Below are 22,841 nucleotides of genomic sequence, written 5' to 3' on the forward strand. Positions count from 1 at the left end.
CCCTCCTTCGAGGTCGGTCGATCGCCGATCGACCGACACCTCGGGATGAGGTCGAGAATAGGATGGCGGTGGCGCGCGCACTATCGTCGCTTGCCGGGCAGATCCGTATCCGGAGACTCTCGGGAGCCCTGCTCCCGAGGGTCTTTTTATTCTGTCCAGCTCACTCGCCGTCGATCCTGGCACCGATGATCGCGATGGCGCGCTGGTAGACCGAGGCGGCGTTCCAGCCCTGGATCGCCGCGAAGTTCGGCTCGCCGGGCTGGTAGCCGGCCCCGGCGCGCCAGCCATGGGCCTTGAGGAAGTTCGCGGTCGAGTTCAGCGCCACCGAGGCGTTGTCGAGGCTGCCGCCGGTGCCGTAGTTCAGTACGTTCTTCGGCAGGAACTGGGTGTGGCCGACCTCGCCGTGGGCCGCGCCGCGGGTGCCGGGGGTCAGCACGCCGCGGTCGACCAGGGTCAGGGCGGCGTAGAGCTGGTCGGTGAAGAAGGCCGAGCGGCGGCAATCGTAGGCCAACGTCGCCACCGCCGAGAGGGTGTTGACGTTGCCCTTCACGGCACCGAAGCCGGTCTCCATGCCCCAGATCGCCAGGAGCGGGCCCGGCGGCACGCCGTAGCGCTGCTCGATCGAATCGAACAGGGCTCCTTGCGAGCGCTTCATCGCCCGGCCGCGGGAGACGATCGCGGCGGCGCCGCGCTTGGCCATGAACTGGTCGAGGGAGAGCTTGAAGCTCTTCTGGCCGCGATCCGCCGAGATGGTGGCGGAGGAGTACGACGTCCCCATCAGCGCCGAGATCGCGGCGGGGCTCGCCCGCCCGCGGGCCTCGTCGGCGAATTCGCGCTTCCAGGCCTCGAACCCGGCCGAGGTGTTGCCGCATTGCGCGGCCTGCGCCCCGCCGGCCAGCACCGCGAGGCTCGCGGCGACCAGGGCCCTCCCGTAACCGTTACCGATCATCTCGACTTCTCCATCGGAGCCGCGTCGCCGGCCTCGGGACGTCGGGCCGCCCGCGGCTCCCATTCCGGCTTGTTCCGCCTGCCCGTCGGGCGACGCTACGACCCCGCCCTCTGCGAAAGCTTTACGGCGGAACTGCAACACGCCCGCAAGTCCCGGCCCTCGTCTCGACGACGCGGTCGGAACCATCGGGCGGAATGTAGGGCGAGGCGGAGCGGGACAGGAGAAAAGTCCGGCGGCGTGGCGCCCGGGCCACGCCGCTCCGGGGCGAATCAGCCGGGCAGGCCGAAGATCGCCCGCGCCTCGGCGGGAGTCGCCGGGGCACAGTCGAGATGGGCGAGCAGGCTCACCGCCTTCTCGACCAGGGCCGCGTTGCTCGGGGCGAGGGTTCCGCGCGCCAGATACAGGTTGTCCTCGAGCCCGACCCGGACGTGGCCGCCCGCGGTGGCGGCGAGCGCCACCATCGGGAATTCGGCCCGCGAGATGCCGAAGGCCGACCACAGCGCGTCCTTGGGCAGGCGGTCGCGCATCTGCAGCAGCGTCTCGGGCGTCGCCGGGGCGCCCCACGGGATGCCGAGGCAGATCTGGAACAGGGGCGGCGAATCGAGGTGCCCCTCCGCCAGGAGGTGGCGGGCGAGCTCGATCTGGCCGAGGTCGAACACCTCGATCTCGGGTTTCGCTCCGGCGTCTCGGATCATCGCCGCCATCGCCCGCAGGTGCGCGGGCGTGTTCATGAAGGCGTGCTCGCCAAAATTCATCGTCGCCACGTCGAGGGTGCAGATCTCGGGGCGCAACGTCGTGACGTGGCGGGTGCGCGCCTCGGGCGAGGCGAGCGTCGTGCCGGGCCCCGCCACCGCCGGGTCGGGATCGCCCGCGACGTAGCGACCGCCGGCCCCGGTGGTCAGGTTGAGGACGACGTCGGCGTTCTTCTCGCGGATCCGCTCCACCACCTCCCGGTAGAGGGCGAGCTCCATGCTGGGCTTGCCGGTGGCGGGATCGCGGACGTGGATGTGGACGATCGCGGCGCCGGCCGCGGCGGCCTCCAGGGCGGATTGCGCGATGGCCTGTGGGCTCACCGGCACCGCCGGATTCTTCGAGGCGGTGTCGAACGAGCCGGTGAGGGCGCAGGTGATGACGGTCTTGCGCGACGACATGGCGATCCCCCTCAGAGCATGCCGCCGTCGACCACCAGGGTCTCGCCGGTGATGTAGGCGGCACCGGCGGCGAGGAACAGCATCGCCTCGGCGATGTCCTCGGGCTTGGCGAGCCGGGCGAGAAGGGTGCGCGACAGGGTGTCGGCCTTGCGTTCCTCGGGCCAGCCCTGCGTCCAGGGCGTCTCGACGAGGCCCGGCGCCACGGCGTTGACCCGGACCTCCGGGGCGAGCGCCCGGGCGAGGCTGCGGGTGAGGTTCACGAGCCCGGCCTTGCTCGCCGAGTAGGCGATGCTGGAGCCGCGCCGGCCGAGGCCGGCCACCGAGGCGGTGTTGACGATGGCGCCCTTGGCCTGGCGCAGGGCCGGCGCCGCCGCGTGGGCGCAGCGGTAGGGGCCGATCAGGTTCGTCGCCAGGATGGTCTGCCAGAAGTCCTCGGTCATCGCGTCGAGGTCGGTGAACGCGATCGGCGTCGCGGAGGCCGGAGTGCCGGCGTTGTTGATGAGGATGTCGAGGCCGCCGAGCGCGTCGATCCCGCGCGCCACCATGGCCTCGGCCTCGCCCGGCACCGAGACGGTGCCGGGGATCGCCCGGACCTTCAGCCCCTCGGCGGCGAGCCGCGCCGCGGCGTCCGGCCCGCGTGCATCCTCGGCGAGGTGGTTGAGCATCACCTCGGCGCCGCAGCGCGCGAAGAGCGTGACGGCGGCGAGCCCGATCCCCGAGGCGCCGCCGGTGACGAGCACGCGGCGCCCGTGCAGATCCGCACTGATCATGTCGTTTCCACCCTGCGAAATCTTGTTTCGCGGGAGAGTGGCGGGCGGGGAGGGGCTTGTCCAGGGCCGCCGGACGCATCGGGGGTGCGCCGCCCGGGCGTCTCGACGGCGCGGGGCGACGTGGCATGATCGGGGGTCGGGGCGGTGCTCCCACCGGCACGGCGTCTACGGGGTCGTTCCGGATGCGGCGCGGCCCCGGGACGAAACGCAGCGGCGCCCGGTCGCGAGGGGATTCTCTATCCTACCCTCGACCTCATCCTGAGGTGCGGGCGATCATAGATCGCGGGCGATCGGAGATCGCCGAGCCTCGAAGGAGGGATCCAGTGATCTCGGAGACTTCTGGAGCCCTCCCTCGAGGTTAGTCGATCAAAAATCGACTAACGACTCAGGATAAGGTTTCTCGTATCATAGATCGTGTCGATCGGTAAAACAGGCCCTCAGTACTCCCAGAAGATCCGCTGCAGCTCCTTGGTGTCGCTGGTCTTGGTCATGGCGACGGCGGCGAGGATCTTGGCCTTCTGCGGGTTCAGGTCGTGGGCCACGACCCAGTCGTACTTGTCGTCGGGCTGCTCGGCGTTGCGCAGGACGAAGCCGTCGCCGACGCGCGAGGAGCGGATGACGATCGTGCCCTTGGCGCGCAGGTCCTTGAGGGTGTCGACGGCGTAGCCCGCCACCGAGCCGTTGCCGGTGCCGGCATTGATGATCGCCTTGGCGCCGCCCTGCACGGCGGCGGTGTAGGCGGCCGGGTTCATGTTGCCCGAGCCGTACACGATCGCGACCTCCGGCAGGGTGTCGATCGTGTCGATGTCGAACTCCGACGAGGTGCCGTGCCGCTTCACGGGCGCGCGGAACCAGTAGGTCTTGCCCTCGACCACCATGCCGAGCGGCCCCCACTGGCTGAAGAACGCGCTCGGCTTGATGTTGACGCGCTTCGTGACGTCGCGGCCGGCCTGGATCTCGTCGTTCATCGTCACCAGCACGCCCTTGCCCCGGGAGGCCGGGTTGGCGGCGGTGGCGACGGCGTCGGTGAGGTTGAGGGCGCCGTCGGCCGAGAGCGCGGTCGAGGGCCGCATCGAGCCGACGACGACGATCGGCTTGTCGCTCTTCACCACGAGGTCGAGGAAGTAGGCGGTCTCCTCCAGGGTGTCGGTACCATGGGTGATGACCACGCCGTCGACGTCGTTCTGCTTCAGGAGCTGGGAGACGCGCTTGGCGAGCTGCACCAGCTGGGCGTTGGTGAAGCTCTCGGAGGCGATCTGGAAGACCTGCTCGCCGCGGACGTTCGCCAGTTCGCCCAGCGACGGGATCGCGGCGATCAGCTTGTCCACCGGCACCTTGGCGGCCTGGTAGGTCGCGCTGTTGGTGGCGTCGGCCCCCGCACCCGCGATGGTGCCGCCGGTGGCGAGGATCACCACGTTGGCCTTGGTGGCGGCAGCCGGCGGCGCCGTGGTCTGGTTCGTCGGTCCCTGCGGCATCTCGCGGGCGATCGCGGGACCGGCAAGGGAGACGGTCGCGAGCAGGAGCGCCGCGAGGGCGGGACGGAAACGGGTCATGGTCGAGTCCTGAACGAGTGGGGAATCGGACGGGCGGAGCCGGTACCAGCCTTGGGCGCTTCCCGCCAGCGGCCGCGCTTGGTCCCCGGGCGCCCGGCTCGCGGGGACGCACGGCGAACCGGCAACTTTTCCTTCGTTCGGACGTTGTTCAGATACGCGACGCAGAGCGTCCCGCGCCAGCGGATACTGGCTCCTTCGACAGTCGAGGAAACATCATGTCCGCCTCTCAGGACGGTCTCAAGCCTCGTTTCGCCCAACATATCGATATTCACTGCCCGGACGACCGCGCCTACTGGGCCGGTCAATTCGGCGTCAGCGGCGACGAGCTGCGTGACGCCGTGAAAATGGTCGGCTCGCGGGTCACGACCGTGGCGGCACATCTCGGACGACAGGCGGCCTGATCCGGCGGATCACCGATCGTCGCGCCGCGGTCCGGCTGATGGGCCGCGGCATTTTTATAGGTTGAAAACCGAGGGGTGACGTAATGTCGCTCCAGTTTTCTCTAGTTGTTAGAACTATCATCGACGATAGAGCGGCGCAGGATCCGTCGTTTTTCAAGAAATCCTGCCGATTGGACGACATATTATCCTGTCGATCGAGGTGATCGCAGGTTGCGGTTCGGCTGATTTTCGGCCTGCAGACAATGGCGGCCGTTCCGAAAGCCTGATTCGCACGCCCGTCATGATTCCGGTTGCGACCTTCGCCGGTCGGCGTCGCGCGCCGCTCGCTGCACGGTGCTGCCCCGCGGCGACGCCGTCGTGGATCACGCGCGACACGAGGTGCCTTGCCCGGCGCGCTTCGGGCACCGCGGGCCGCAACCAGGGACCGGCGCCCGGGTCCTCGAGCGCCTCGCCGTTATCCCGCTCGATCCCGCGAGGGAGGGCCCGAGGAGGATGGCAGGCCGGAGCGACCGGCCCCACCCCGGCCGCGTCACTGCAAGGCCGCCTCGACCCCCGCGGCGATCTCGAGAAGCCGCCGGTCGTGGCCGTGGCGGGCGAGCAGCATCAGGCCGACGGGCTTCGTCTGGCCCGGAAGCGGCAGCGAGATGCCGGTGAGGTCGAACAGGTTCCCCACCATGGTGTTGCGCAGCATCAGCAGGTTGAGGCGCGAGAATTCGGCGTCGTCCTCGGCCACCGCGGCGATCGGCGGCGCGGTGATGGCGGTCGCCGGCAGGGCCAGCACGTCGAGTGGCGCGAGGCGCTCGTCGCCGGCCTCGATCAGCCCGGCGCGGACCCGCATCATCCGGATATAGGCCGCCGCCGTCACGGTGCGGCCGCGGGTGATGCGGGCATGCACCCGCGGGTCGAAGGCGGCGGCCTCGGCGTCGAGCCAGTCGGCGTGGATCTCGGCGGCCTCGACCGCGGCGATCGGGCCCGCCGCCGTCGCCTCGGCCATGCGGGCGAGAAGGTCGTCGAGGGCGGTGTCGTGCACCCGGGCGCCGGCCGCGCTCAGGCGCGACAGCGCGGCCTCGAAGGCCTGCGCCACAGCCGGCTCGGTCTCGGTGAACAGGAGGCCGCGGGGCACGCCGATCCGCAGGTCGCGCAACGGGAGCGCCGTGAGCGGGCGATACTCCTCGCCGGCCAGCACCGCGTCGGTGGCGGCGCAGGCCTCGACCGAGCGGGCGAGCGGGCCGATCGAATCGAGCGAGGGCGAGAGCGGAAACGCGCCGGCGAGCGGCACCCGCCGGGCGGTGGGCTTAAAGCCGACGACGCCGTTGAGCGCGGCCGGGATGCGGATCGATCCGCCGGTATCGGTGCCGATCGCGATGTCGGAGGTGCCGAGCGCCGCCGAGACGCCCGCCCCCGACGAGGAGCCGCCCGGCACCAGGCTCGGATCGGCGGCATTGCCGGGGTTGCCCCAGTGCGGGTTGAGGCCGAGGCCCGAGAAGGCGAACTCGGACATGTTGGTCTTTCCGACGATCACCGCGCCGGCGCGGCGCAGGCGGGCGACGGTCGGCGCGTCCTCGAGCGCGGCCTCGGCCCGGCGACGGAGCGACGAGCCGGCGGTGGTCGCCTCGCCCTGCACGTCGAACAGGTCCTTGATCGACACGATGGCGCCGTCGAGGGCGCCGAGCGACAGGCCGGCCGCGCGGCGCGCGTCGGCGGCGTCGGCCGCCGCGCGGGCGGCCTCCGGGTAGAGCTTGGTGAAGACGTGGCGGCTCGCCGGCTCCTCGATCAGGGCGAGGCGGCGTTCGAGGTCGTCGCGGATCGTGCGCATCGGTCGGTCTCTCGGATGGGAGCAGGGCGAGTGCGGGCGGCGAGCAGGATCCCGCCATTCCACAGGATCGTGATCAGGAGGGCGAGCGGCAGGGCGAGGGCGGGCCCAAGCCGTTCGACCGTGAGGGCGAGGGTGGCGAGCGCCGCCACGAAGCCGAGCATGCCCGGCAGGCTCAGCACCAGCATCCGTGCGGTCGCCGCCCCACCCAGGCGCGGATGCAGAATCACCGCCAGGCTGACCATCACCACCGGGGCGAGGGCGAGGAGGCCGGCGGCGCCCGGCCCGGCGAGCCGGCCGGCCAGCACCACGGCGGCAGCCAGCGTCATGACGATGCCGGCCCGGACCAGCACGTCGTTCCGCCGCCCGGGCCGTTTCGGCACCGGGGGGCCGGCGCGGACGCGGCGGCACAGCGCCATGCAGGCGACGATCACCAGGATGGTGGCGGCCCCGGCCCCGAGGGGGCCGCCGCCCAGGGCCCGCAGGGCCAGGGCGGCGGCGGTCCAGGTACCCAGGGCCGCCGCGAGGGAGGGCGCGACGCCGTGCCGGCGGGCCAGAGCCGCATAGGCGGCAATGAACAGCGCGGTGGCGGCGATGGCCGGCAGGCTCGCCACCGCGCTGTCGCGCAGGAAGGCGGCATCGTGGTCGAGGGCGAGGAACAGGTAGGCCGGCCCGGCCGAGAGCGGCAGCGTCGCGATCATCGCGCCGACCAGGGCCCCGGCCCGCTCGACCGCGAGCGAAGCCAGGACCACGATGACCGCGCTCGTCAGCATCTTGACGAGGAGCGCCGCCCAGAAGGCGCCGTCCCCGATCCCGGCGAGCGCGGTCGTCATCGCGGGCGTCAGGCCACGACCGGCAGCACGGCGATGTCGTAGGCGTGGGCGAGCGTGCGCTTCATCACCGGGTCCTCGAGCTCCATCTCGAACCGGGCGGCGGGGCGGATGCCGCCGATCGCCCCGAGCGTCCCGCCGAACATCACCGTGCCGGGAGGCAGATCCGGCCCGCCGGGGCGGCGCGCCATCAGGTCGCCCGGCGTGCGCAGCGCCGTCAAGCGCCCCTCCTGGTAGAGCAGCCTTGCGCCGTCGATGGTGGCGTAGGCCCGCAGGATCAGCTCGTCCCAGTGGTCCGCGACCTCGTCGAGGCGCCACAGGCCGGTACCGACCGGCTTGCCGCACATCTGTTTGGAGAGCGCGATGCCGACCGTCTCGGCCTTGCGGTCGGTGTGGTCGGAGCCGAGCCCGAGCCACAGCCCGTCGGCGAGCGAGACGATCACCGGCTCGGCCTCGCCCGAGGAATCCGGCCCCAGCACCTCGAGGCGGGGGCTCTGCGTCAGCGTCGCCGCGGCGGCCCGGTAATAGACCGGGACCGAGGAGGGCGGCGGCACGCCGATCGCCGCGAGCTCGTCGATGTGGTGGCGGATCGCCGCCTCGTCCCGGCCGGCCCAGCCGGCGATCACCAGCGCCTCGGGCGAGAGCGCGATCGTGTCCCGGCGGCCGGCGGCCTCGCGATGGAAGGTCAGCATCGTGTCATGTCTCCGGATCTCTCGAGGGATCGCGCGGCGGATCATTCGGCCGGGGCGAGGTCGGCCGCCCGGTCCTCGCGCCAGCGGGCGAAGCCCAGCACCAGGAGGCCGGCCAGCAACTCGAAGCCGGCCACGACGTAGAGCCCGTTGCTCGACGTGCCGGTGAGCGTGTTCGACAGGCCGACCACGTAGGGGGCGACGAAGCCCGCGAGGTTGCCGATCGAGTTGATCGCCGCGATGGCGCCGGCCGCCGCGGTGCCGGCGAGGAACGTCTGCGGCAGCGACCAGAAGACCGGGAAGGCGGCCAGGATGCCGATCGCCGCGACCGTGAGCGCGACGAGCGCCAGCACCGCGTGGCCGATGAGCGCCCCGGTGGCGGCGAGCCCCGCCGCCGCGATCAGGCTGGCGATCGCGCAGTGCAGCCGGCGCTCGCCGGTGCGGTCGGAATGCGCCCCGGTCCACACCATCGCGATCGTGCCGGCGATGAACGGCACAGCGGCGAGGAAGCCGATCGCGATCGAGCCCTGCACGCCGATCTCCTTGATGATCGAGGGCGTCCAGAACGCGATCGTGGCGTTGCCGCTGACGATGCAGAAGTAGATCAGCGCGCAGAGCCAGACCCGGCCGTCGCGCAAGGCCGCCTTGAAGCTCGCCTCCTTGCCGGCGGCGCGGCCTTCCGCCTCGACGACCGCCGTCATCGCGGCGGCGACCTTCGGGGTGAGCCAGCGGGCGTCCTTCGGCCGGTCGGGCAGGAAGGCCAGCACGGCGGCGCCCGCGATCAGGGACGGGATGCCCTCGAGGATGAACAGCCACTGCCAGTTGGCGAGCCCCGAGACGCCGCCCATCGTGCCCATGATCAGGCCCGCCAGCGGGCCGCCGATCACGCCGGCGATGGCGAACGAGGTCATGAACAGGCCGTTGATGCGCGAGCGCTTCGCGCTCGGGAACCAGTAGGTGAGGTAGAGCACCACGCCGGGGAAGAACCCGGCCTCGAACACGCCGAGCAGGAAGCGGATGGCGTAGAACGTCCATTCCGACTGCACGAAGGCGAGGCTCATCGAGGCGAGCCCCCACAGGATGGTGATGCGCGCCAGCGTCTTGCGGGCGCCGATGCGCTCCAGCAGCAGGTTGCTCGGCACCTCGAACAGGAAGTAGCCGATGAAGAAGATGCCGGCGCCGAAGCCGTAGACCGCCTCGCTGAACTTGAGATCCGACAGCATCTGCAGCTTGGCGAAGCCCACGTTCACCCGGTCGATCCAGGCCAGGATGAACAGGAACACCAGGAACGGGATCAGCCGGAGCGTCGCCCGGCGGTAGCCCTCGTCCAATTCCTCCTTGGTCGCGTCTTGCGCTCTCGCATCGTGCGCTCTCACGTCGTCCACCCTCGGCATCGCTCTTCTCCCGCGGTCCGCGAACCGGCCGCCCGGCGTGTGGTTCTGCAAGTACCATGCCTGTGATATTTCACAAGACGGCCCAAGCGGGGCCTGCCCCGTGGTAAAGCGGCGGCGATGGAGCGGAGCGGTGTCGGTGGCCAAAACGCGTGCAGGTTCGTGCCCAACCTTGTCGCAGAACGAGCGCGCCTACCGGCGGCTGAAGGACGACATCGTCTCGCTGCGGCTGAAGCCCGGCGATGCGCTCAACGAATCCGGCCTGTGCGCCGAACTGGGCCTCGGCCGCACGCCCGTGAACCAGGCCCTGCACCGGCTGATGCACGAGGGGCTGGTGCGCATCCTGCCCCGCAAGGGCATCCTGGTGCAGCCGCTCTCGATGGACGAGTTCGCCCACCTGATCGAGGTGCGCCGCCTGACCGAGCCGCCCTGCGCCGCGCTCGCCGCCGCGCGGATCGGGCAAGAGGCGCTGGAGCGGCTCGACGCGATCCTGGCCGCGGCCCCGGACGATCTCGACGCGATCCTCGAATCGGACCGGCAGTTCCACGCCGTCATCGCCGAAGCCTCCGGCAACCGGGTGCTGGCCGAGGTGCTGGCCGGGCTGCACGGGCGCTCGGTCCGGTTCTGGGCCCTGTCGCTCGCCACCGGCCACCACCAGGCCGAGGTGGCCGAGGAGCACGCCGAGATCCTGGCAGCGTTGCGCGGGCGCGACCCGGACGGGGCGGCGGCGGCGATGACCGCGCACATCGATTCCTTCGCCCGCACGCTCGCCTCGCGGCTGGGGTGACGGGAGCCGTTCCCCGAGGCATAGATGCGCCGCCAAATCGGGGAGTCACGCGACCGATGACCGACATCCGCCCCCGCCGCAGCGCCCTTCTGGTGCCGGCCACCGCGACCGCCCTGGCCGCCGCGCGGTCCGAGCCCGTCGATGCCCTGATCCTCGACCTCGCCGATTCGCTCCCTCCCGCCGAACGGGAGGCGGGCCGGGCCCTGGTCGTCTCCTGCCTGTCCGAGGGCGGGTTCTTCGCCGCCGAGGTGGTGGTCCGGGTCAACGGCCTCGACACGCCCTGGGGGGAGGACGACCTCGCCGCGGTGGCGCAGGCCGGGCCCGACGCCGTCCTGGTGCCGCGGGTCGAGGAGCCCGAGGACCTCGCCGGCCTCGGCAGTCGCCTGCGCCGCCTGCACGCGCCGGAGCGGGTACGGATCTGGGCCTGCCTCGACACGCCCCTCGGCATCCTGTCGGCCGAGGCGGTCGCGAGCGCGGTGCGCGACGTCGACGCGCGCCTCGCCTGCCTGGTGGTCGATGCCGGTGCGCTCGCCCGCGAGGGCCGGCTGCCGCCCGGCGCGCCGGAGGCCGGGCCGCTGCTCGCCTGGCTCGCCACGGCGCTCGCCGCCGCCCGCGCCCACGACCTCGACGTGCTGCTCGATCCCGCCGACCGCCTCGACATCGGCCGCGCTCGCGGCCTCGGCTTCGACGGCGCGGTGGTGACCTCGGCCGCGGGCGCCCGCCGGGCCGAGGCGGCCTTCGCACCCGACCCGGATTCGGTCGCCGCCGCCCGCGCCCTGGTGGCCGCCTTCGACGCGCCCGAGGGGAGGGGCCAGGCCGGCCTCGCCCATCTCGGCCGCACGGTGCTGCGGCGGGAGGCCGACGAGGCCCGCCGCCTCGTCGCGCTCGCCGACGCGGTGGCGTCCCGTGCCGGCCACCGGGCATGAGCGAGCCCGCGCACGGCCTCGACGTCGCGATCCGGCTCCTCGATCCGCGTCTGGCGGGCTGGGGCTTCCCGCGCTGGGGCTCGGCGCTGGCGGCCGGGCTCGACCTCCATGCCTGCCTCGATGCGGAGACCCCGATCCTCCCGCAGGCCCCGGCGATCCTGATCCCGGCCGGCTTCGCCCTGGCGATCCGCGATCCCGGCTGGTGCGCGATGGTGTATCCGCGCTCCGGCCTCGGCCACCGGGACGGCTTGGTGCTCGGCAACACCGTCGGGGTGATCGACGCCGATTACGAGGGCCCGCTGATGATCTCGGCCTGGAACCGCAACCCGCCAGGGTCCGCGGCGATCCCGGTGCGGCCGGGCGAGCGCATCGCCCAGCTGGTCTTCACCCGGGTGGTGCGGCCGTCCCTGCGGGTGGTCGAGGCGTTTCCCGAGCTGGAGGCCGAGGCCGGTGCCCGCGGTGCCGGCGGCTTCGGCTCCACCGGCCGCGGCTGAGGGCGCGGGTGGACGCACTGGCCCCGCCCCGCCTCGCCCTGGCGCTCGCCGCCATGGTCGACATCGCGCTCCACGCCCGGCCCCAGCCGGTGAGCGCCAAGGCGCTGGCGGCGCGCCACGCCCTGCCTCCGCGCCACCTCGAGGCGGTGCTCCAGGCCCTGGTGCATCACGGCCTGCTCAAGGGCATGCGGGGGCCGCATGGCGGCTACGAGCTCGCCCGCGAGCGCCGCCGCATCAGCGCCGGCGACATCGCCCGGGCGGTGCTCGGCCCGGAGGCTCGGCCGGACGTGGAGGCGGACAAGGCGGTCTTCGGTCTCGTGGTGGCGCCCCTGGTGGCGGAGGCGGCCGGCGCGTACCTTGCCACGCTCGATGCGGTGACGGTGGAGGACCTGTGCGGCCGCGCCGAGGCCGTCCGGGTCGCGGGGCCCCGGGCGGGGCCGGACTTCACCATCTAGAGCGGCGCCCGATTCGCGGTGCGACCGCGCACCGCTCCGGGGCTTTGACCTTGCCGCGTTTTCCATCGACGAACCGGAACCCGCTTCGTCGAAAAATTGGTCTAGAGCGCTCCACGATCGCGCTGCGATCGCGAAGCTCTCTAAGTCATTGTCTTGTCGCATTTTTTCGATGAACCGGCATCCACTTCGTCGGAAAATGCTCTAGGTAGTCTTCCGGCGTGCCGGTGCGGCGGCCTGGAAGCGGAGCGGGATCAAGCTTTTGCGCGAAGCACGGGACGAGGCTGCGGTCGTCGCGAAGCTTCCCAGGCTTAAAGAACGGTTTATCAAGCCGCGGTAGCTTGAGCCATCATCCGGTGCGAAGGGAAACCCGGGGACCATGACCAACGCAGCCGATCCCGCCGTCGTGATCGTCACGGCCCGGCCCGATCCCGGCGGGCTGGCCCGGCTGTTCGCCTCCGACTACCCGACCCTGGCCGTCACCGATCCCGCCGCCGCGCTGGCGATCCTCGACCGCCGGCCGGCCGACCTCGTGCTGATCGAGGCCGGGCCCGGCCTCGACGCGCTCGGGACCGGGCTCGGCTTCGTGCGCGACTTGCGCCGACGCGTGCATCTCGCCCAGGCCTCGATCTTGCTCGTCGCCGCCGGCGACCCGGCCGAGACCCGCGACCGGGCGCTCGCGGCCGGCGCCACCGACGTGGTGCTCGCCTCCCTCGACACCTCCGACCTCGCCCTGCGCGGCCGCAACCTGATCGCGCTCGCCCAGGCCCAGGGCGCGGCCGAGGGCCGGACCCACGCCCTGGCGCAGGAGGTCGAGCGGGCGCTGGCCGAGAGCCAGGAGCGCGAGCGCGAGATCATCCGGCGGCTGATGGTGGCGGCGGAGTACCGCGACGACCAGGCCGGCGGCCACCTGACACGGGTTGCCGGCTGCGTGCTGGCGATCACCGACGGGCTCGGCCTGTCGGAGGAGGAGGGCAACGACATCGCGCTCGCCTCGACCATGCACGACATCGGCAAGATCGGCGTCGCCGACAGCATCCTGCGCAAGGCCGGGCCGCTCACCGACGCCGAGCGGACCGAGATGATGCAGCACGCCCTGCGCGGCTACCGGATGCTGCACGACAGCCCCTCGCCCCTGCTGCGCCTCGCCGCCGAGATCGCGCTCACCCATCACGAGCGCTGGGACGGCGGCGGCTACCCGCAGGGGCTCAAGGGCACCGAGATCCCGCTCGCCGGCCGCATCACCGCCGTGGCCGATGTGTTCGATGCCCTGATCTCCGCCCGGGTGTACAAGCCGGGCTGGCCGTTGGAACGGGCCCGCCGCTTCCTCGAGGAGCAGTCCGGCGCGCATTTCGATCCGGCCTGCGTCGCCGCCTTCCTGTCGCGCTGGGAGGATGTCGTGACCCTCGTCGAGGAGCGCCCGGCCGACCAGGCGGCGTGAGGGGAGGGGCGGTCGCCCCCCGCCGTCGCCCGTCTACCACCCCATCGTGCCGGCTTCGCCCTTGAACGGGCCGACGATCCTACGGGTGATCCAGCCGCCGTAGAAGCCGCCGGGCTGCGGCGTCACGCGCTCGTCGCCGACGAAGCAGGCGTCCATCGCCCCGGCATAGAAGGCGACGTGCCCGGCGAGCGCCGCGAAGGCGGCGGTCGGCCCCGGATAGGCCCAGGCCGCCCGCTCCGCCCGCCGTCCCGGCCCCGCCACGTCGTAATAGAGCGCCCGGCCCTTCCACTCGCACAGCGATCCGCCGCCGGCCGGTGCCAGCGCGCCGGGCAGGATGTCGTCGGGCGGCAGGTAGTAGCTCGGCGGGTGCGAGGTCTCCAGCACGCGCCAGCCCCGCATCGTGTCGGCGATGGTGGTGCCGTCGAACACCACCCGCAGGCGCTCGGGCACCGGCTCCAGCCGGGGCGGGCGGGGATAGTCCCACACGCTCTCCTGGCCGGGACCCGCAGGGTCGGGATCGGGGTGGCCGCGCAGCATCGCATCGTTCTCCTGGGGTCGCCCCGGTCAACGCCGGCGAGACCGGAAAGTGTCGCGTCGTGGCCCGCGCGATCTTGCCAGCGCGGCCGTGGGGCGGCAGGGTCCGCGCCGGAACGACCATGCGGCGGGGGGATGCCGACCCCTTCCCCGGCCGGATGGCAGGAAGACGGGACGCCAGACTCATGACCGCGACCTCGCCGATGCACCGTGCCCGGCTCCTCGACCGCCGCGCTTTCCTGGCCGGCTCGGCCGCGAGCCTCGGCGCCCTCGGGCTCGCCGGCTGCGCCACCACCGACGGCATGAGCCTCGCCGAGGCCTCGGCCCTCTACGGGCCGGTCCCGACGGAAAAATTCCCGATCCCGGCGACCGACATCAGCAAGGTCGACCCGAAATACTACCGCCGCACGGTGCAGTACGCCTCCAAGGAGGCGCCGGGCACGATCGTCGTCGACCCGAGGAACTATTACGTCTACCGGATCGAGGAGGGCGGTCTCGCCACCCGCTACGGCGCCAATGTCGGCCGCGACGGATTCCGCTGGAGCGGCGACGCCTATGTCGGCCGCAAGAGCGAGTGGGCGACCTGGACCCCGCCGCGCGAGATGATCAAGCGCCAGCCCGAGGTGGCGAAGTGGGCCCGCGGCATGCCGGGCGGCCTCGAGAACCCCCTCGGGGCCCGCACCCTGCACCTGTACCAGAACGGCGCCTATACGCTCTACACGATCTACGCCAGCAGCGAGCCGGACTCGATCGGCTCCGGCATCACCAGCGGCTGCGTCGGCCTGCTGAGCCAGGACATGATCCACCTGTACGAGCGGACCCCCGTGAAGACCAAGGTGGTGGTGCTGCCGGCCTGATCATCGCCGTGCAAAATAATCTATAGATATTATAATTCAATCTTTTCCAGGAATTCAATATCTCCGCGACCTGCAATTCAAATTTCGAATAGGAGGTGGCCGGCGCATCAACGTCGGCGCCTTTTCTATGTTGAACTGTCCCGTTGATCGAGTCAATTCAAAAGCGCTTCGGTAAAAAATAAAAAGCATATAATTCAGTAAATATTTTTAGTGATTTTTGCATTTCCAATTCGTGAATCATGTTGTATTTTTTGCCGGGCAGCGGGGGAAAATGTCGCTATGTCAGAGGTAAATCAGGATTTTTTTTAAGATCCGCTTGTGGGCTGTAGTTGGCCCCCACAATAGTGGAAAGTCATCAACCATTGCCAATCTAGCAGGATTCGAACGTAAGGGAGGGGGCGGGAGACGCGACATTCCGTTAAGAGGCGGAGGTTGGTTGCCAATACATGCCTTCAGACGTTCGGTCCAAGAGGCAGGACGCAGTCCCGAGGATTCTGCGTCTAAATCTCTAAAATCGGCTCGGCTTCAGCAGAGTAAAGGCGTTTTCGCATATTACAACATATTACTTGCCTTTCGTTCAGATTCCTTGAATGGTCTGCCTACCGGCAGTGAGTACATAAAGTATTATATAAAGAGTGGCTGGAACTTGCAATCTCTGATTCTTTTAGATTCGCCCGATCAGTACGACACCTACAGCCGCTTCGGCGCCCCCGTCTGTACAATTAATAACTCTACGGAAAACTCTCAGCGAGCAAACTCGCGCCTATGGATTTTCGGAGAAGCAAGAAATCACTTTGGATGGGCGTAGCCCCAATTTGCGATTACATATTTCTATATTCTGGTAAAGGGTTTTTCGGGGCTGAAGGCACCAAACTTCAGCCCCGAAACCCCTCACGCGTCGGTCACGCCCGCTGCGTCCTGCGCCTTCAGCACGTCCGGGCGCGGCATCGAGATGATGTTGTAGCCCGAATCGACGAAGTGGGTCTCGCCGGTGACGCTGCCCGAGAGCGGGGAGAGCAGGTAGAGACCCGAGCCGCCGATATCCTCCAGCGTCGCGGTGCGGCGCAGGGGGGCGTGGGCGGCCTGGTGGTTGAACATCAGCCGGGCGTCGGCGATGCCGGCGCCTGCGAGCGTCCGCACAGGGCCGGCCGAGAGGGCGTTGACGCGGATGCCCTGGGGCCCGAGATCGGCCGCGAGGTAGCGCACCGAGGCCTCGAGCGCCGCCTTCGCCAGCCCCATCACGTTGTAGTTCGGCATGACGCGGGTCGAGCCGCCATAGGTCAGCGTCAGGAGGCTGCCGCCCGGCCGCATGCGCTTGGCCGCCCGCTGCGCCACTTCCGTGAACGAGAAGCAGGAGATCACCATCGTGCGGGAAAAGTTCTCCCGCGTGGTGGCGTCGACGTAGCGGCCCTTGAGCTGCGCCTTGTCGGAGAAGCCGATGGCGTGGACGACGAAGTCGAAGCCCTCGGGCCAGGCCTCGTCGAGGGCGGCAAAGACCGCGTCGACGCTCGCCAGATCCTCGACGTCGCAGGGAAGCACCAGGGAGGAGCCGAGGGTCTGGGCGAGCGGCCCGACGCGGCGGCCCAAAGCCTCGCCCTGGTAGGTGAAGGCCAGTTCGGCACCCTGGGCCCTCAGGGCCCGGGCGATGCCCCAGGCGATGGAGTGGTCGTTCGCGACACCCATCACGAGGCCGCGTCTGCCTGCCATCAAACCCGTCACGCCTGATCCTCCGCTCCAGCATTTTTCGACGACGGATCGTCGAGAGGAAATGCGGCAACTCAAAAAACGAGAGCATCGCGCAATCGCGCGATGCTCTCGTGTCGATGGATCGGGCGTTTACGCGGGCGGCCGGCTTCTGTCCACGTGTCGTGGACAGGGTACCGCGTCAGGCGTCGACGTGCTTGAGCACCAGGGTGGCGTTGGTGCCGCCGAACCCGAACGAGTTGCTCAGCACGTGGCCGAGCTTCGCGTCGTCCTTGCGGGCGCGCAGGATCGGCATGTCGGCGAAGGCCGGATCGAGCTCGTCGATATGGGCGCTCTCGCAGATGAAGCCGTTGTTCATCATCAGGAGCGAGTAGATCGCCTCCTGCACGCCGGTGGCGCCGAGCGAGTGGCCGGTGAGCGACTTGGTGGCGGCGATCGGCGGGCAGGCGTCGCCCGCGCCGAACACCTCGCGGATCGCCTCGATCTCCTTGTCGTCTCCGACGGGGGTCGAGGTGGCGTGCGGATTGATGTAGTCGATCCTGGCGCCCTTCAGGCCCTCGATCGCCTGGCGCATGCAGCGCACCGCGCCCTCGCCGGAGGGGGCCACCATGTCGTGGCCGTCGGACGTCGCGCCGTAGCCCGCGACCTCGCCGTAGATGCGCGCGCCGCGGGCGCGGGCATGCTCCAGTTCCTCCAGCACCAGTACGCCGGCGCCGCCCGCGATGACGAAGCCGTCGCGGTTCTTGTCATAGGCGCGCGAAGCCCGGGCCGGGGTGTCGTTGTACTTGGAGGACATCGCCCCCATGGCATCGAACAGGACCGAGAGGGTCCAGTCGAGCTCCTCGCAGCCGCCGGCGAAGATGATGTCCTGGCGGCCGGCCTGGATGATCTCGGCGGCGTTGCCGATGCAGTGGTTCGACGTCGCGCAGGCCGACGAGATCGAGTAGTTCACGCCGCGAATCTTGAACCAGGTCGCGAGCGTGGCGGAGGCGGTCGAGGACATGGCCTTGGGCACCGCGAACGGCCCGACGCGCTTCGGCCCCTTGGCGCGGGCGATGTCGGCGGCCTCGACGAGCGCGCGGGTCGAGGGACCGCCCGAGCCCATGATGATGCCGGTGCGCTCGTGCGAGACCTCGGCCTGCTCGAGGCCGGCGTCGCGGATGGCCTGCTCCATCGCGACGTGGTTCCAGGCGGTGCCGCCGCCGTGGAAGCGCATCGCGCGGCGGTCCACCACCTCCTCGGCGTTGAGGGTCGGTGCGCCCGCGACCTGGCTGCGGAAGCCGTGCGCGGAAAAATCCTCGGCGCGCGAGATGCCCGAGCGCGCCTCGCGCAACGACGCCAGCACCTCCTGGGTGGAATTTCCGATGGACGAGACGATGCCCATCCCGGTGATTGCCACGCGCCTCATGATCGTCGGAACCCTCCGGAGCGGCGTCACGGACAAGCCCGTGAACGCCCGCGGGCGCTCTCGCCACGCGGGTGTCACCTAGGCGCCCTGCGTCCCAATCTCAACCGCCCGTTCGGGGAAAGGCTCCCGGCGGGCGTCTCGCGCCCGCACGAGCGGACCCCGTGCCTCTTAACGGAGCGCTCCGCGCCCGCATCGGCGGGCGGGTTCGACCCGCGGTCGCGGGTCGGGCCATCGGCCTCAGGCGGCGGGCGTCGCGGCCTGGAACAGGCCGACGCGCAGGTCGCTCGCCTCGTAGATGCGGCGGCCGTCGGCCTCGAGCCAGCCGTCGGCGATGCCGAGCACCAGGCGGCCCTGGCGCACCCGCTTCAGGTCGACGCCGTAGACGACCTTCTTGACGCTCGGAAGCACCTGGTCGCTGAACTTGACCTCGCCGACGCCGAGCGCGCGGCCGCGGCCCGGCGAGCCGAGCCAGCCGAGGTGGAAGCCCACCATCTGCCACAGCGCATCGAGGCCGAGGCAGCCCGGCATCACGGGGTCGCCCTGGAAGTGACAGGGGAAGAACCAGAGGTCGGGCCGCACGTCGAGCTCGGCGACGACGTGGCCCTTGCCGTAGGCGCCGCCCTCGCGGCCGATCGAGGTGATGCGGTCGAACATCAGCATCGGCGGCAGCGGCAGCTGGGCGTTGCCGACGCCGAACATCTCGCCGCGGCCGCAGGCCAGCAGGTCCTCGTAGGAGAAGTGCGAGGGCCGGCTCGGGGCGTCGGGAGCGGAGGTCTGGTCGGCGGACATGTGCGGGGCGAATTCCTCGTGCGGGACGCCGCGGGCGCTCCGGCGATGGGCCGGTCCGCGGCGGGGTGGCGCCTCGTTAACACAGCGCCCGGGACTGTTCAAAGCCGCGCCGCCGGCTTAGTCTGTAACGCTTCTGATCTGCGCCGCGACGGCCCCGGTCGGGTTGCGGCAGGACAGGCGCGGGCCTATAACGGCGGTTATCCTTGTCGCAGTCCAACGAGTCGATAGTCCCGCTGATGAACGACCTGTCGCCCCTGCGCGCCGTCCTCGGCGCCCGCGTCCCGGCCCTCGAGACCGGCGCTGCCGGGCAGCGCCGCGGTTGCCCGCTGTCGGAGCTTCGGGACCGTCTGCGTCGCGCCGGCCTGCGCCCGACCCGCCAGCGCCTCTCCCTCGGCTGGCTGCTGTTCGGCAAGGGCGACCGTCACCTCACCGCCGAGATGCTGTACGACGAGGCGATGCGGGCGAAGGTCCCGGTCTCGCTCGCCACCGTCTACAACACCCTGCACCAGTTCACCGAGGCCGGCCTGCTGCGCCAGCTCGCGCTCGACGGCTCCAAGGCCTACTTCGACACCAACCCGAGCGAGCACCACCACTTCTTCCTCGAGGAAGAGGGCCAGGTCCTCGACATGCCGGATTGCGGCATCACCGTCGATTCGCTGCCCCAGGCCCCCGAGGGCATGGAGATCGCCGGCGTCGAGGTGATCGTGCGCTTGCGCCGCCGCACCGGCCGGGCCTGATCCACAGCCGAATTTTGACCGAATGAAGGGCTGCGCCTCCGGGAGGAGCGCGGCCCTTCTGCCGTCCTGAGTGCGGGCCCGCGTCAGTCCACCTTCTCGTTCGGGTAGACGCCCCAGAGCCGGTCCTGCCGCATGTAGCCGTCGACGTCGCCGCGCTTCTGCGGCAGCGCCACGATGAGCCGGCACCACGTACCGTCGCAGGTCTTCACGCTGCCGATCACCCCGGCCTGGAGCTGCGCCACCACGCCGCTGCCCGTGTCGGCCCGGTCGTAGAGCGGGACGGGCGCGCCCTTGTCCTTGTCGCCGCGGTTCAGCACCACGGCGGTGCGCCGGCCCGACAGCAGCGAGTGCAGCACCCAGCCCTCCGTGCCCTCCGAGTCGCGGATCCGGCGCCAGGTCTCGTATTCGGCGATGATCTCGACCGGCAGGCCGGCACGCTGGAACACCCAGAGCGTACGGTGGTCCTTCGACGGGCCCTCGCGCAGGTTCACCCGGTCGGTCTTGAGGCTGACGTAGCGCGGGATCGGCAGCTTGGTCGCCGGACCGATGGTGACGCCGATCTCGCCGGGGGCGGGGTTGACCGCCGGGGTGGGCGGCGCGGCGTGGGACGGGGCCGCCAGCATCAGGAGGGCGGGCGCGGCCAGCATCAGGAGGGCGGGGATCGCCAGGGCGAGAAGGCGCGGGTGGAGCGTCACGATCGGTCTCCCATCCGGCGGCGCGGGGCCGCGGCGCGGATTGTCTTCCGGTCGGCCTCTGCTAGAGAGGCCGCCGGGCCCCGGATCGAGGGGTGCGTACCCGCCCGTATCGCCGGGGCGTGGTTAAAGGGGCGTAACGACGCCTGTGGCCCGCACCAAGGCGGGGCTTTTCGCCGGGCCGCCGCGTCGCCTATCGTGCGCCGCGGAAGCCCGTGACGCGTGTCGGGACCGCACGGACGGGCCGAGGGCCTGCCCGGTGGCGAGGGAGGGATCATGTCGTTGAAGCGCAAGCCGCTCGTGGTGGTCACCCGGCGCCTGCCGGACGTCGTGGAGACGCGGATGCGCGAGTTGTTCGACGCCCGCCTCAACCACGAGGACACGCCGCTCACAGGTGCCGCCCTGGCGCAGGCCCTGCAGGAGGCCGACGTCCTGGTGCCGACGGTCACGGACGAGATCGACGCCTCGGTGCTCGCCCAGGCCGGCCCGAACCTGCGCCTGATCGCCAATTTCGGCAACGGCGTCGACCACATCGACGTCGGCGTCGCGCTCCAGCGCGGCATCACGGTCACCAACACGCCGGGCGTGCTGACCGAGGATACCGCCGACATGACCATGGCGCTGATCCTCTCGGTCGCCCGTAGGGTCACCGAGGGCGCCCGGATCATCCCGGACGACGCCTGGTCGGGCGGCTGGTCGCCGACCTGGATGCTCGGCCGGCGCATCACCGGCAAGCGCCTCGGCATCGTCGGCATGGGCCGCATCGGACAGGCGCTGGCGCGCCGCGCCAAGGCCTTCGGCCTGTCGATCCACTACCACAACCGCCGCCGGGTCGGCGCCCGGATCGAGAGCGACCTCGAGGCGACGTACTGGGAATCCCTCGACCAGATGCTGGCACGCGTCGACATCGTGTCGGTCAACTGCCCGCACACCCCGGCCACCTACCACCTGCTCTCGGCCCGGCGCCTGAAGCTGCTCAAGCCCGAGGCGGTGGTGGTCAACACCGCCCGCGGCGAGGTGATCGACGAGACCGCGCTCGCCCGCCTGATCGAGGTCGGCGACATCGCGGGGGCCGGGCTCGACGTGTTCGAGCAGGAGCCGGCGGTGAGCCCGCGCCTCGTCAAGCTCGCCAAGGCCGGCAAGGTCGTGCTGCTGCCCCACATGGGCTCGGCCACCCACGAGAGCCGCGTCGACATGGGCGAGAAGGTCATCATCAACATCAAGACCTTCCTCGACGGCCACCGGCCGCCGGACCGCATCCTGCCCAGCATGCTGTGAGGCGGGGGCCTTCCGGCCTCCGACCCCGACAGTCTCACGCGTCACCCCGGGTTCCGCCTCGCGGCCCCGGGGTGAGCGAGAAGCGCCTCGTCCGCTCAGCCCTGTAGCGTAGCCTTCAGGCTGATCTTCGCGTTCAGCACCTTCGAGACCGGGCAGTTCTTCTCGGCGATGCCGGCGAGCTCGTCGAACTTCTGCTGGTCGATGCCCGGGATCTTCGCCGTAAGGGTAAGGGCCGAGGCCGTGATGGTGAAGCCGTCGCCATCCTTCTCCAGGCTGACCACCGCTTCCGTGCGCAGCTCGTCCGCGGTGAAGCCGGCACCCTGGAGCTGGAAGGCCAGCGCCATGGTGAAGCAGCCGGCATGGGCGGCGGCGATCAGTTCCTCCGGGTTGGTGCCCGGCTCGGTCTCGAAGCGGGTGTTGAAGCCGTAGGGGTTGCTCGACAGCACGCCCGACTGGGTCGTGAGCTGGCCCTTGCCCTCCTTGCCGTTGCCCTGCCAAACGGCGTTCGCCTTGCGGTTCATGGCTTCGTCTCCCGTGACGCTCGCGCGGGTCCGTCCCGGCGCGTTCACGTCCACAGGTAGGTCACGGCGCCGTCAGGTCACCCGTCACGCCGATCATCCGTCGCGCAGGTCGTCCTCCGTCTCGGCGTCGATCACCCGGCGGGCCAAGGTGAGAGCGAAGCCCGCCCGCGCCATCGCGGCGAGGTCGCGCTCGCGGGCGCCGGCCCGCGCGGCCGGCTGGCGGAACGGCCCGAGGCGGCGGCGCCGGGCGTAGGCGAGGGCGGCCTCGTCCTCGCTGCCGTCCTCCTGCCCGGCCAGCACCGCGCCGACCGTCTCCCGGTCCACCCCCTTGGCAGCGAGCTTGGCGCCGATCGCCCGGGCCGAGCCGCCGCGGCGGCGCAAGCTGCGCACCTTGGCGGCCGCGAAGGCCGCGTCGTCGACGAGGCCGGCGCCGAGCGCCCGGGCCACCACCGCCTCGACCATCTCGGAAAAGTCGTCCGGCGCCTCGCCGCGCAGGCGGCAGCGGGTCTCGACCCGGCGCCGGAGCACCCGGCGCAGCATCTCAGCCGAGGCGCCGTAGCGTTCGAGGTAGTAGAGCGCGGCCCGCTCGAGGTAGGCCGGGGTGATCGGCCGCGCCGCCCTCAAAGCGCCATCGCGGGCGGGTTGATCGGCGCCGTCCCGGATCGCCTCCGTCC

Annotated in this window: 24 protein-coding genes; 9 read left to right on the plus strand and 15 right to left on the minus strand. The window is 70.9% G+C overall.

From position 1 onward, the window contains the following. Positions 1 to 160: 160 nt before the first annotated feature. The 4 genes from V3T34_RS03815 to V3T34_RS03830 form a co-directional block, all read right to left on the minus strand. On the minus strand, positions 161 to 949 hold the full coding sequence (locus V3T34_RS03815) for a lytic murein transglycosylase (protein WP_060846457.1): 789 nt from the start codon (positions 947 to 949) through the stop codon (positions 161 to 163). Positions 950 to 1,218: 269 nt separating this feature from the next. Beyond that, a complete protein-coding gene (locus tag V3T34_RS03820; protein ID WP_305078035.1) occupies positions 1,219 to 2,100 on the minus strand; it encodes a beta-keto acid cleavage family enzyme in 882 nt (293 codons plus the stop codon). Positions 2,101 to 2,111: 11 nt separating this feature from the next. Beyond that, positions 2,112 to 2,870 (minus strand): SDR family NAD(P)-dependent oxidoreductase, encoded by a 759-nt coding sequence (locus V3T34_RS03825; protein WP_091889482.1) that lies wholly within the window; start codon positions 2,868 to 2,870, stop codon positions 2,112 to 2,114. A gap of 437 nt (positions 2,871 to 3,307) precedes the next feature. Beyond that, positions 3,308 to 4,423 (minus strand): asparaginase, encoded by a 1,116-nt coding sequence (locus tag V3T34_RS03830; protein WP_091889484.1) that lies wholly within the window; start codon positions 4,421 to 4,423, stop codon positions 3,308 to 3,310. Positions 4,424 to 4,638: 215 nt separating this feature from the next. Here V3T34_RS03830 and V3T34_RS03835 point away from each other — a divergent pair, with 215 nt between their 5' ends. Further along, entirely contained in the window at positions 4,639 to 4,824 is a 186-nt protein-coding gene (locus V3T34_RS03835; protein ID WP_060846453.1) for a DUF3606 domain-containing protein, read from the plus strand. Between the two features lie 529 nt (positions 4,825 to 5,353). Here the strand turns inward: V3T34_RS03835 and V3T34_RS03840 are convergent. From V3T34_RS03840 to V3T34_RS03855, 4 genes are read right to left on the minus strand one after another with little or no spacing between them, the layout of a single operon-like run. Beyond that, positions 5,354 to 6,640, minus strand: a complete 1,287-nt coding sequence (locus V3T34_RS03840; RefSeq protein ID WP_305078036.1) for an amidase — start codon at positions 6,638 to 6,640, stop codon at positions 5,354 to 5,356. Further along, positions 6,598 to 7,470, minus strand: a complete 873-nt coding sequence (locus tag V3T34_RS03845) for a hypothetical protein (protein ID WP_305078037.1) — start codon at positions 7,468 to 7,470, stop codon at positions 6,598 to 6,600. Before V3T34_RS03845 ends, V3T34_RS03840 begins: the two co-directional genes overlap by 43 nt. 8 nt (positions 7,471 to 7,478) lie before the next feature. Further along, positions 7,479 to 8,159: a DUF2848 domain-containing protein gene (locus tag V3T34_RS03850; RefSeq protein WP_060846450.1), complete on the minus strand. Its 681-nt coding sequence runs from the start codon at positions 8,157 to 8,159 to the stop codon at positions 7,479 to 7,481. Between the two features lie 41 nt (positions 8,160 to 8,200). After that, positions 8,201 to 9,532 carry an MFS transporter gene (locus tag V3T34_RS03855; RefSeq protein ID WP_305078038.1) on the minus strand — a complete coding sequence of 444 codons (1,332 nt, stop codon included), beginning with the start codon at positions 9,530 to 9,532 and terminating at the stop codon, positions 8,201 to 8,203. Between the two features lie 187 nt (positions 9,533 to 9,719). Here V3T34_RS03855 and V3T34_RS03860 point away from each other — a divergent pair, with 187 nt between their 5' ends. The 5 genes from V3T34_RS03860 to V3T34_RS03880 all read left to right on the plus strand — a co-directional run bounded on the left by V3T34_RS03860 (position 9,720) and on the right by V3T34_RS03880 (position 13,647). Continuing rightward, entirely contained in the window at positions 9,720 to 10,334 is a 615-nt protein-coding gene (locus tag V3T34_RS03860; protein ID WP_305078039.1) for a GntR family transcriptional regulator, read from the plus strand. Positions 10,335 to 10,390: 56 nt separating this feature from the next. Further along, positions 10,391 to 11,260 (plus strand): aldolase/citrate lyase family protein, encoded by an 870-nt coding sequence (locus V3T34_RS03865; protein WP_305078040.1) that lies wholly within the window; start codon positions 10,391 to 10,393, stop codon positions 11,258 to 11,260. Beyond that, positions 11,257 to 11,754, plus strand: a complete 498-nt coding sequence (gene dut / locus V3T34_RS03870) for a dUTP diphosphatase (protein WP_305078041.1) — start codon at positions 11,257 to 11,259, stop codon at positions 11,752 to 11,754. The genes V3T34_RS03865 and dut overlap by 4 nt, the downstream gene beginning before the upstream one ends. 8 nt (positions 11,755 to 11,762) lie before the next feature. Further along, a complete protein-coding gene (locus tag V3T34_RS03875) occupies positions 11,763 to 12,209 on the plus strand; it encodes an RrF2 family transcriptional regulator (RefSeq protein WP_082742439.1) in 447 nt (148 codons plus the stop codon). A gap of 376 nt (positions 12,210 to 12,585) precedes the next feature. Further along, positions 12,586 to 13,647 carry an HD-GYP domain-containing protein gene (locus V3T34_RS03880; protein WP_305079250.1) on the plus strand — a complete coding sequence of 354 codons (1,062 nt, stop codon included), beginning with the start codon at positions 12,586 to 12,588 and terminating at the stop codon, positions 13,645 to 13,647. Between the two features lie 33 nt (positions 13,648 to 13,680). Here V3T34_RS03880 and V3T34_RS03885 read toward each other — a convergent pair whose 3' ends face one another. After that, a complete protein-coding gene (locus V3T34_RS03885; protein ID WP_305079251.1) occupies positions 13,681 to 14,184 on the minus strand; it encodes a DUF427 domain-containing protein in 504 nt (167 codons plus the stop codon). 182 nt (positions 14,185 to 14,366) lie between these two features. Here V3T34_RS03885 and V3T34_RS03890 point away from each other — a divergent pair, with 182 nt between their 5' ends. Next, positions 14,367 to 15,038: a L,D-transpeptidase gene (locus tag V3T34_RS03890; protein WP_305079252.1), complete on the plus strand. Its 672-nt coding sequence runs from the start codon at positions 14,367 to 14,369 to the stop codon at positions 15,036 to 15,038. 891 nt (positions 15,039 to 15,929) lie between these two features. Here the strand turns inward: V3T34_RS03890 and fabI are convergent. The 3 genes from fabI to fabA all read right to left on the minus strand — a co-directional run bounded on the left by fabI (position 15,930) and on the right by fabA (position 18,939). Then, entirely contained in the window at positions 15,930 to 16,757 is an 828-nt protein-coding gene (gene fabI, locus V3T34_RS03895; protein WP_060846443.1) for an enoyl-ACP reductase FabI, read from the minus strand. A gap of 166 nt (positions 16,758 to 16,923) precedes the next feature. After that, positions 16,924 to 18,150 (minus strand): beta-ketoacyl-ACP synthase I, encoded by a 1,227-nt coding sequence (gene fabB, locus V3T34_RS03900; protein ID WP_060846442.1) that lies wholly within the window; start codon positions 18,148 to 18,150, stop codon positions 16,924 to 16,926. A gap of 237 nt (positions 18,151 to 18,387) precedes the next feature. Continuing rightward, positions 18,388 to 18,939 carry a 3-hydroxyacyl-[acyl-carrier-protein] dehydratase FabA gene (gene fabA, locus V3T34_RS03905; RefSeq protein ID WP_060846441.1) on the minus strand — a complete coding sequence of 184 codons (552 nt, stop codon included), beginning with the start codon at positions 18,937 to 18,939 and terminating at the stop codon, positions 18,388 to 18,390. Between the two features lie 236 nt (positions 18,940 to 19,175). Here fabA and irrA point away from each other — a divergent pair, with 236 nt between their 5' ends. After that, a complete protein-coding gene (irrA, locus tag V3T34_RS03910; protein ID WP_048430708.1) occupies positions 19,176 to 19,676 on the plus strand; it encodes an iron response transcriptional regulator IrrA in 501 nt (166 codons plus the stop codon). Positions 19,677 to 19,759: 83 nt separating this feature from the next. Here irrA and V3T34_RS03915 read toward each other — a convergent pair whose 3' ends face one another. After that, positions 19,760 to 20,323 carry an SH3 domain-containing protein gene (locus V3T34_RS03915; RefSeq protein ID WP_305079273.1) on the minus strand — a complete coding sequence of 188 codons (564 nt, stop codon included), beginning with the start codon at positions 20,321 to 20,323 and terminating at the stop codon, positions 19,760 to 19,762. Positions 20,324 to 20,641: 318 nt separating this feature from the next. Between V3T34_RS03915 and V3T34_RS03920 the strand changes: the two genes are divergently transcribed. Further along, positions 20,642 to 21,646 carry a 2-hydroxyacid dehydrogenase gene (locus V3T34_RS03920; protein WP_082742750.1) on the plus strand — a complete coding sequence of 335 codons (1,005 nt, stop codon included), beginning with the start codon at positions 20,642 to 20,644 and terminating at the stop codon, positions 21,644 to 21,646. A gap of 95 nt (positions 21,647 to 21,741) precedes the next feature. Here V3T34_RS03920 and V3T34_RS03925 read toward each other — a convergent pair whose 3' ends face one another. Then, the gene (locus V3T34_RS03925; RefSeq protein ID WP_091889502.1) at positions 21,742 to 22,167 is read right to left on the minus strand and encodes an OsmC family protein; all 426 of its coding nucleotides are present in this window, start codon (positions 22,165 to 22,167) and stop codon (positions 21,742 to 21,744) included. Between the two features lie 93 nt (positions 22,168 to 22,260). Next, entirely contained in the window at positions 22,261 to 22,830 is a 570-nt protein-coding gene (locus tag V3T34_RS03930; protein WP_407942668.1) for a regulatory protein RecX, read from the minus strand. Positions 22,831 to 22,841: the final 11 nt, after the last annotated feature.

Origin of the sequence: Methylobacterium ajmalii, assembly GCF_036448855.1 — a bacterium.
Classification (GTDB): Bacteria; Pseudomonadota; Alphaproteobacteria; order Rhizobiales; family Beijerinckiaceae; genus Methylobacterium; species Methylobacterium ajmalii.

Coding starts and splice junctions, on each gene's coding strand:
- V3T34_RS03815 (WP_060846457.1), bottom strand. CDS start 949: ATGATCGGTAACGGTTACGGGAGGGCCCTGGTCGCCGCGAGCCTCGCG.
- V3T34_RS03820 (WP_305078035.1), bottom strand. CDS start 2,100: ATGTCGTCGCGCAAGACCGTCATCACCTGCGCCCTCACCGGCTCGTTC.
- V3T34_RS03825 (WP_091889482.1), bottom strand. CDS start 2,870: ATGATCAGTGCGGATCTGCACGGGCGCCGCGTGCTCGTCACCGGCGGC.
- V3T34_RS03830 (WP_091889484.1), bottom strand. CDS start 4,423: ATGACCCGTTTCCGTCCCGCCCTCGCGGCGCTCCTGCTCGCGACCGTC.
- V3T34_RS03835 (WP_060846453.1), top strand. CDS start 4,639: ATGTCCGCCTCTCAGGACGGTCTCAAGCCTCGTTTCGCCCAACATATC.
- V3T34_RS03840 (WP_305078036.1), bottom strand. CDS start 6,640: ATGCGCACGATCCGCGACGACCTCGAACGCCGCCTCGCCCTGATCGAG.
- V3T34_RS03845 (WP_305078037.1), bottom strand. CDS start 7,470: ATGACGACCGCGCTCGCCGGGATCGGGGACGGCGCCTTCTGGGCGGCG.
- V3T34_RS03850 (WP_060846450.1), bottom strand. CDS start 8,159: ATGCTGACCTTCCATCGCGAGGCCGCCGGCCGCCGGGACACGATCGCG.
- V3T34_RS03865 (WP_305078040.1), top strand. CDS start 10,391: ATGACCGACATCCGCCCCCGCCGCAGCGCCCTTCTGGTGCCGGCCACC.
- dut (WP_305078041.1), top strand. CDS start 11,257: ATGAGCGAGCCCGCGCACGGCCTCGACGTCGCGATCCGGCTCCTCGAT.
- V3T34_RS03880 (WP_305079250.1), top strand. CDS start 12,586: ATGACCAACGCAGCCGATCCCGCCGTCGTGATCGTCACGGCCCGGCCC.
- V3T34_RS03885 (WP_305079251.1), bottom strand. CDS start 14,184: ATGCTGCGCGGCCACCCCGATCCCGACCCTGCGGGTCCCGGCCAGGAG.
- V3T34_RS03890 (WP_305079252.1), top strand. CDS start 14,367: ATGACCGCGACCTCGCCGATGCACCGTGCCCGGCTCCTCGACCGCCGC.
- fabB (WP_060846442.1), bottom strand. CDS start 18,150: ATGAGGCGCGTGGCAATCACCGGGATGGGCATCGTCTCGTCCATCGGA.
- fabA (WP_060846441.1), bottom strand. CDS start 18,939: ATGTCCGCCGACCAGACCTCCGCTCCCGACGCCCCGAGCCGGCCCTCG.
- irrA (WP_048430708.1), top strand. CDS start 19,176: ATGAACGACCTGTCGCCCCTGCGCGCCGTCCTCGGCGCCCGCGTCCCG.
- V3T34_RS03915 (WP_305079273.1), bottom strand. CDS start 20,323: ATGCTGGCCGCGCCCGCCCTCCTGATGCTGGCGGCCCCGTCCCACGCC.
- V3T34_RS03925 (WP_091889502.1), bottom strand. CDS start 22,167: ATGAACCGCAAGGCGAACGCCGTTTGGCAGGGCAACGGCAAGGAGGGC.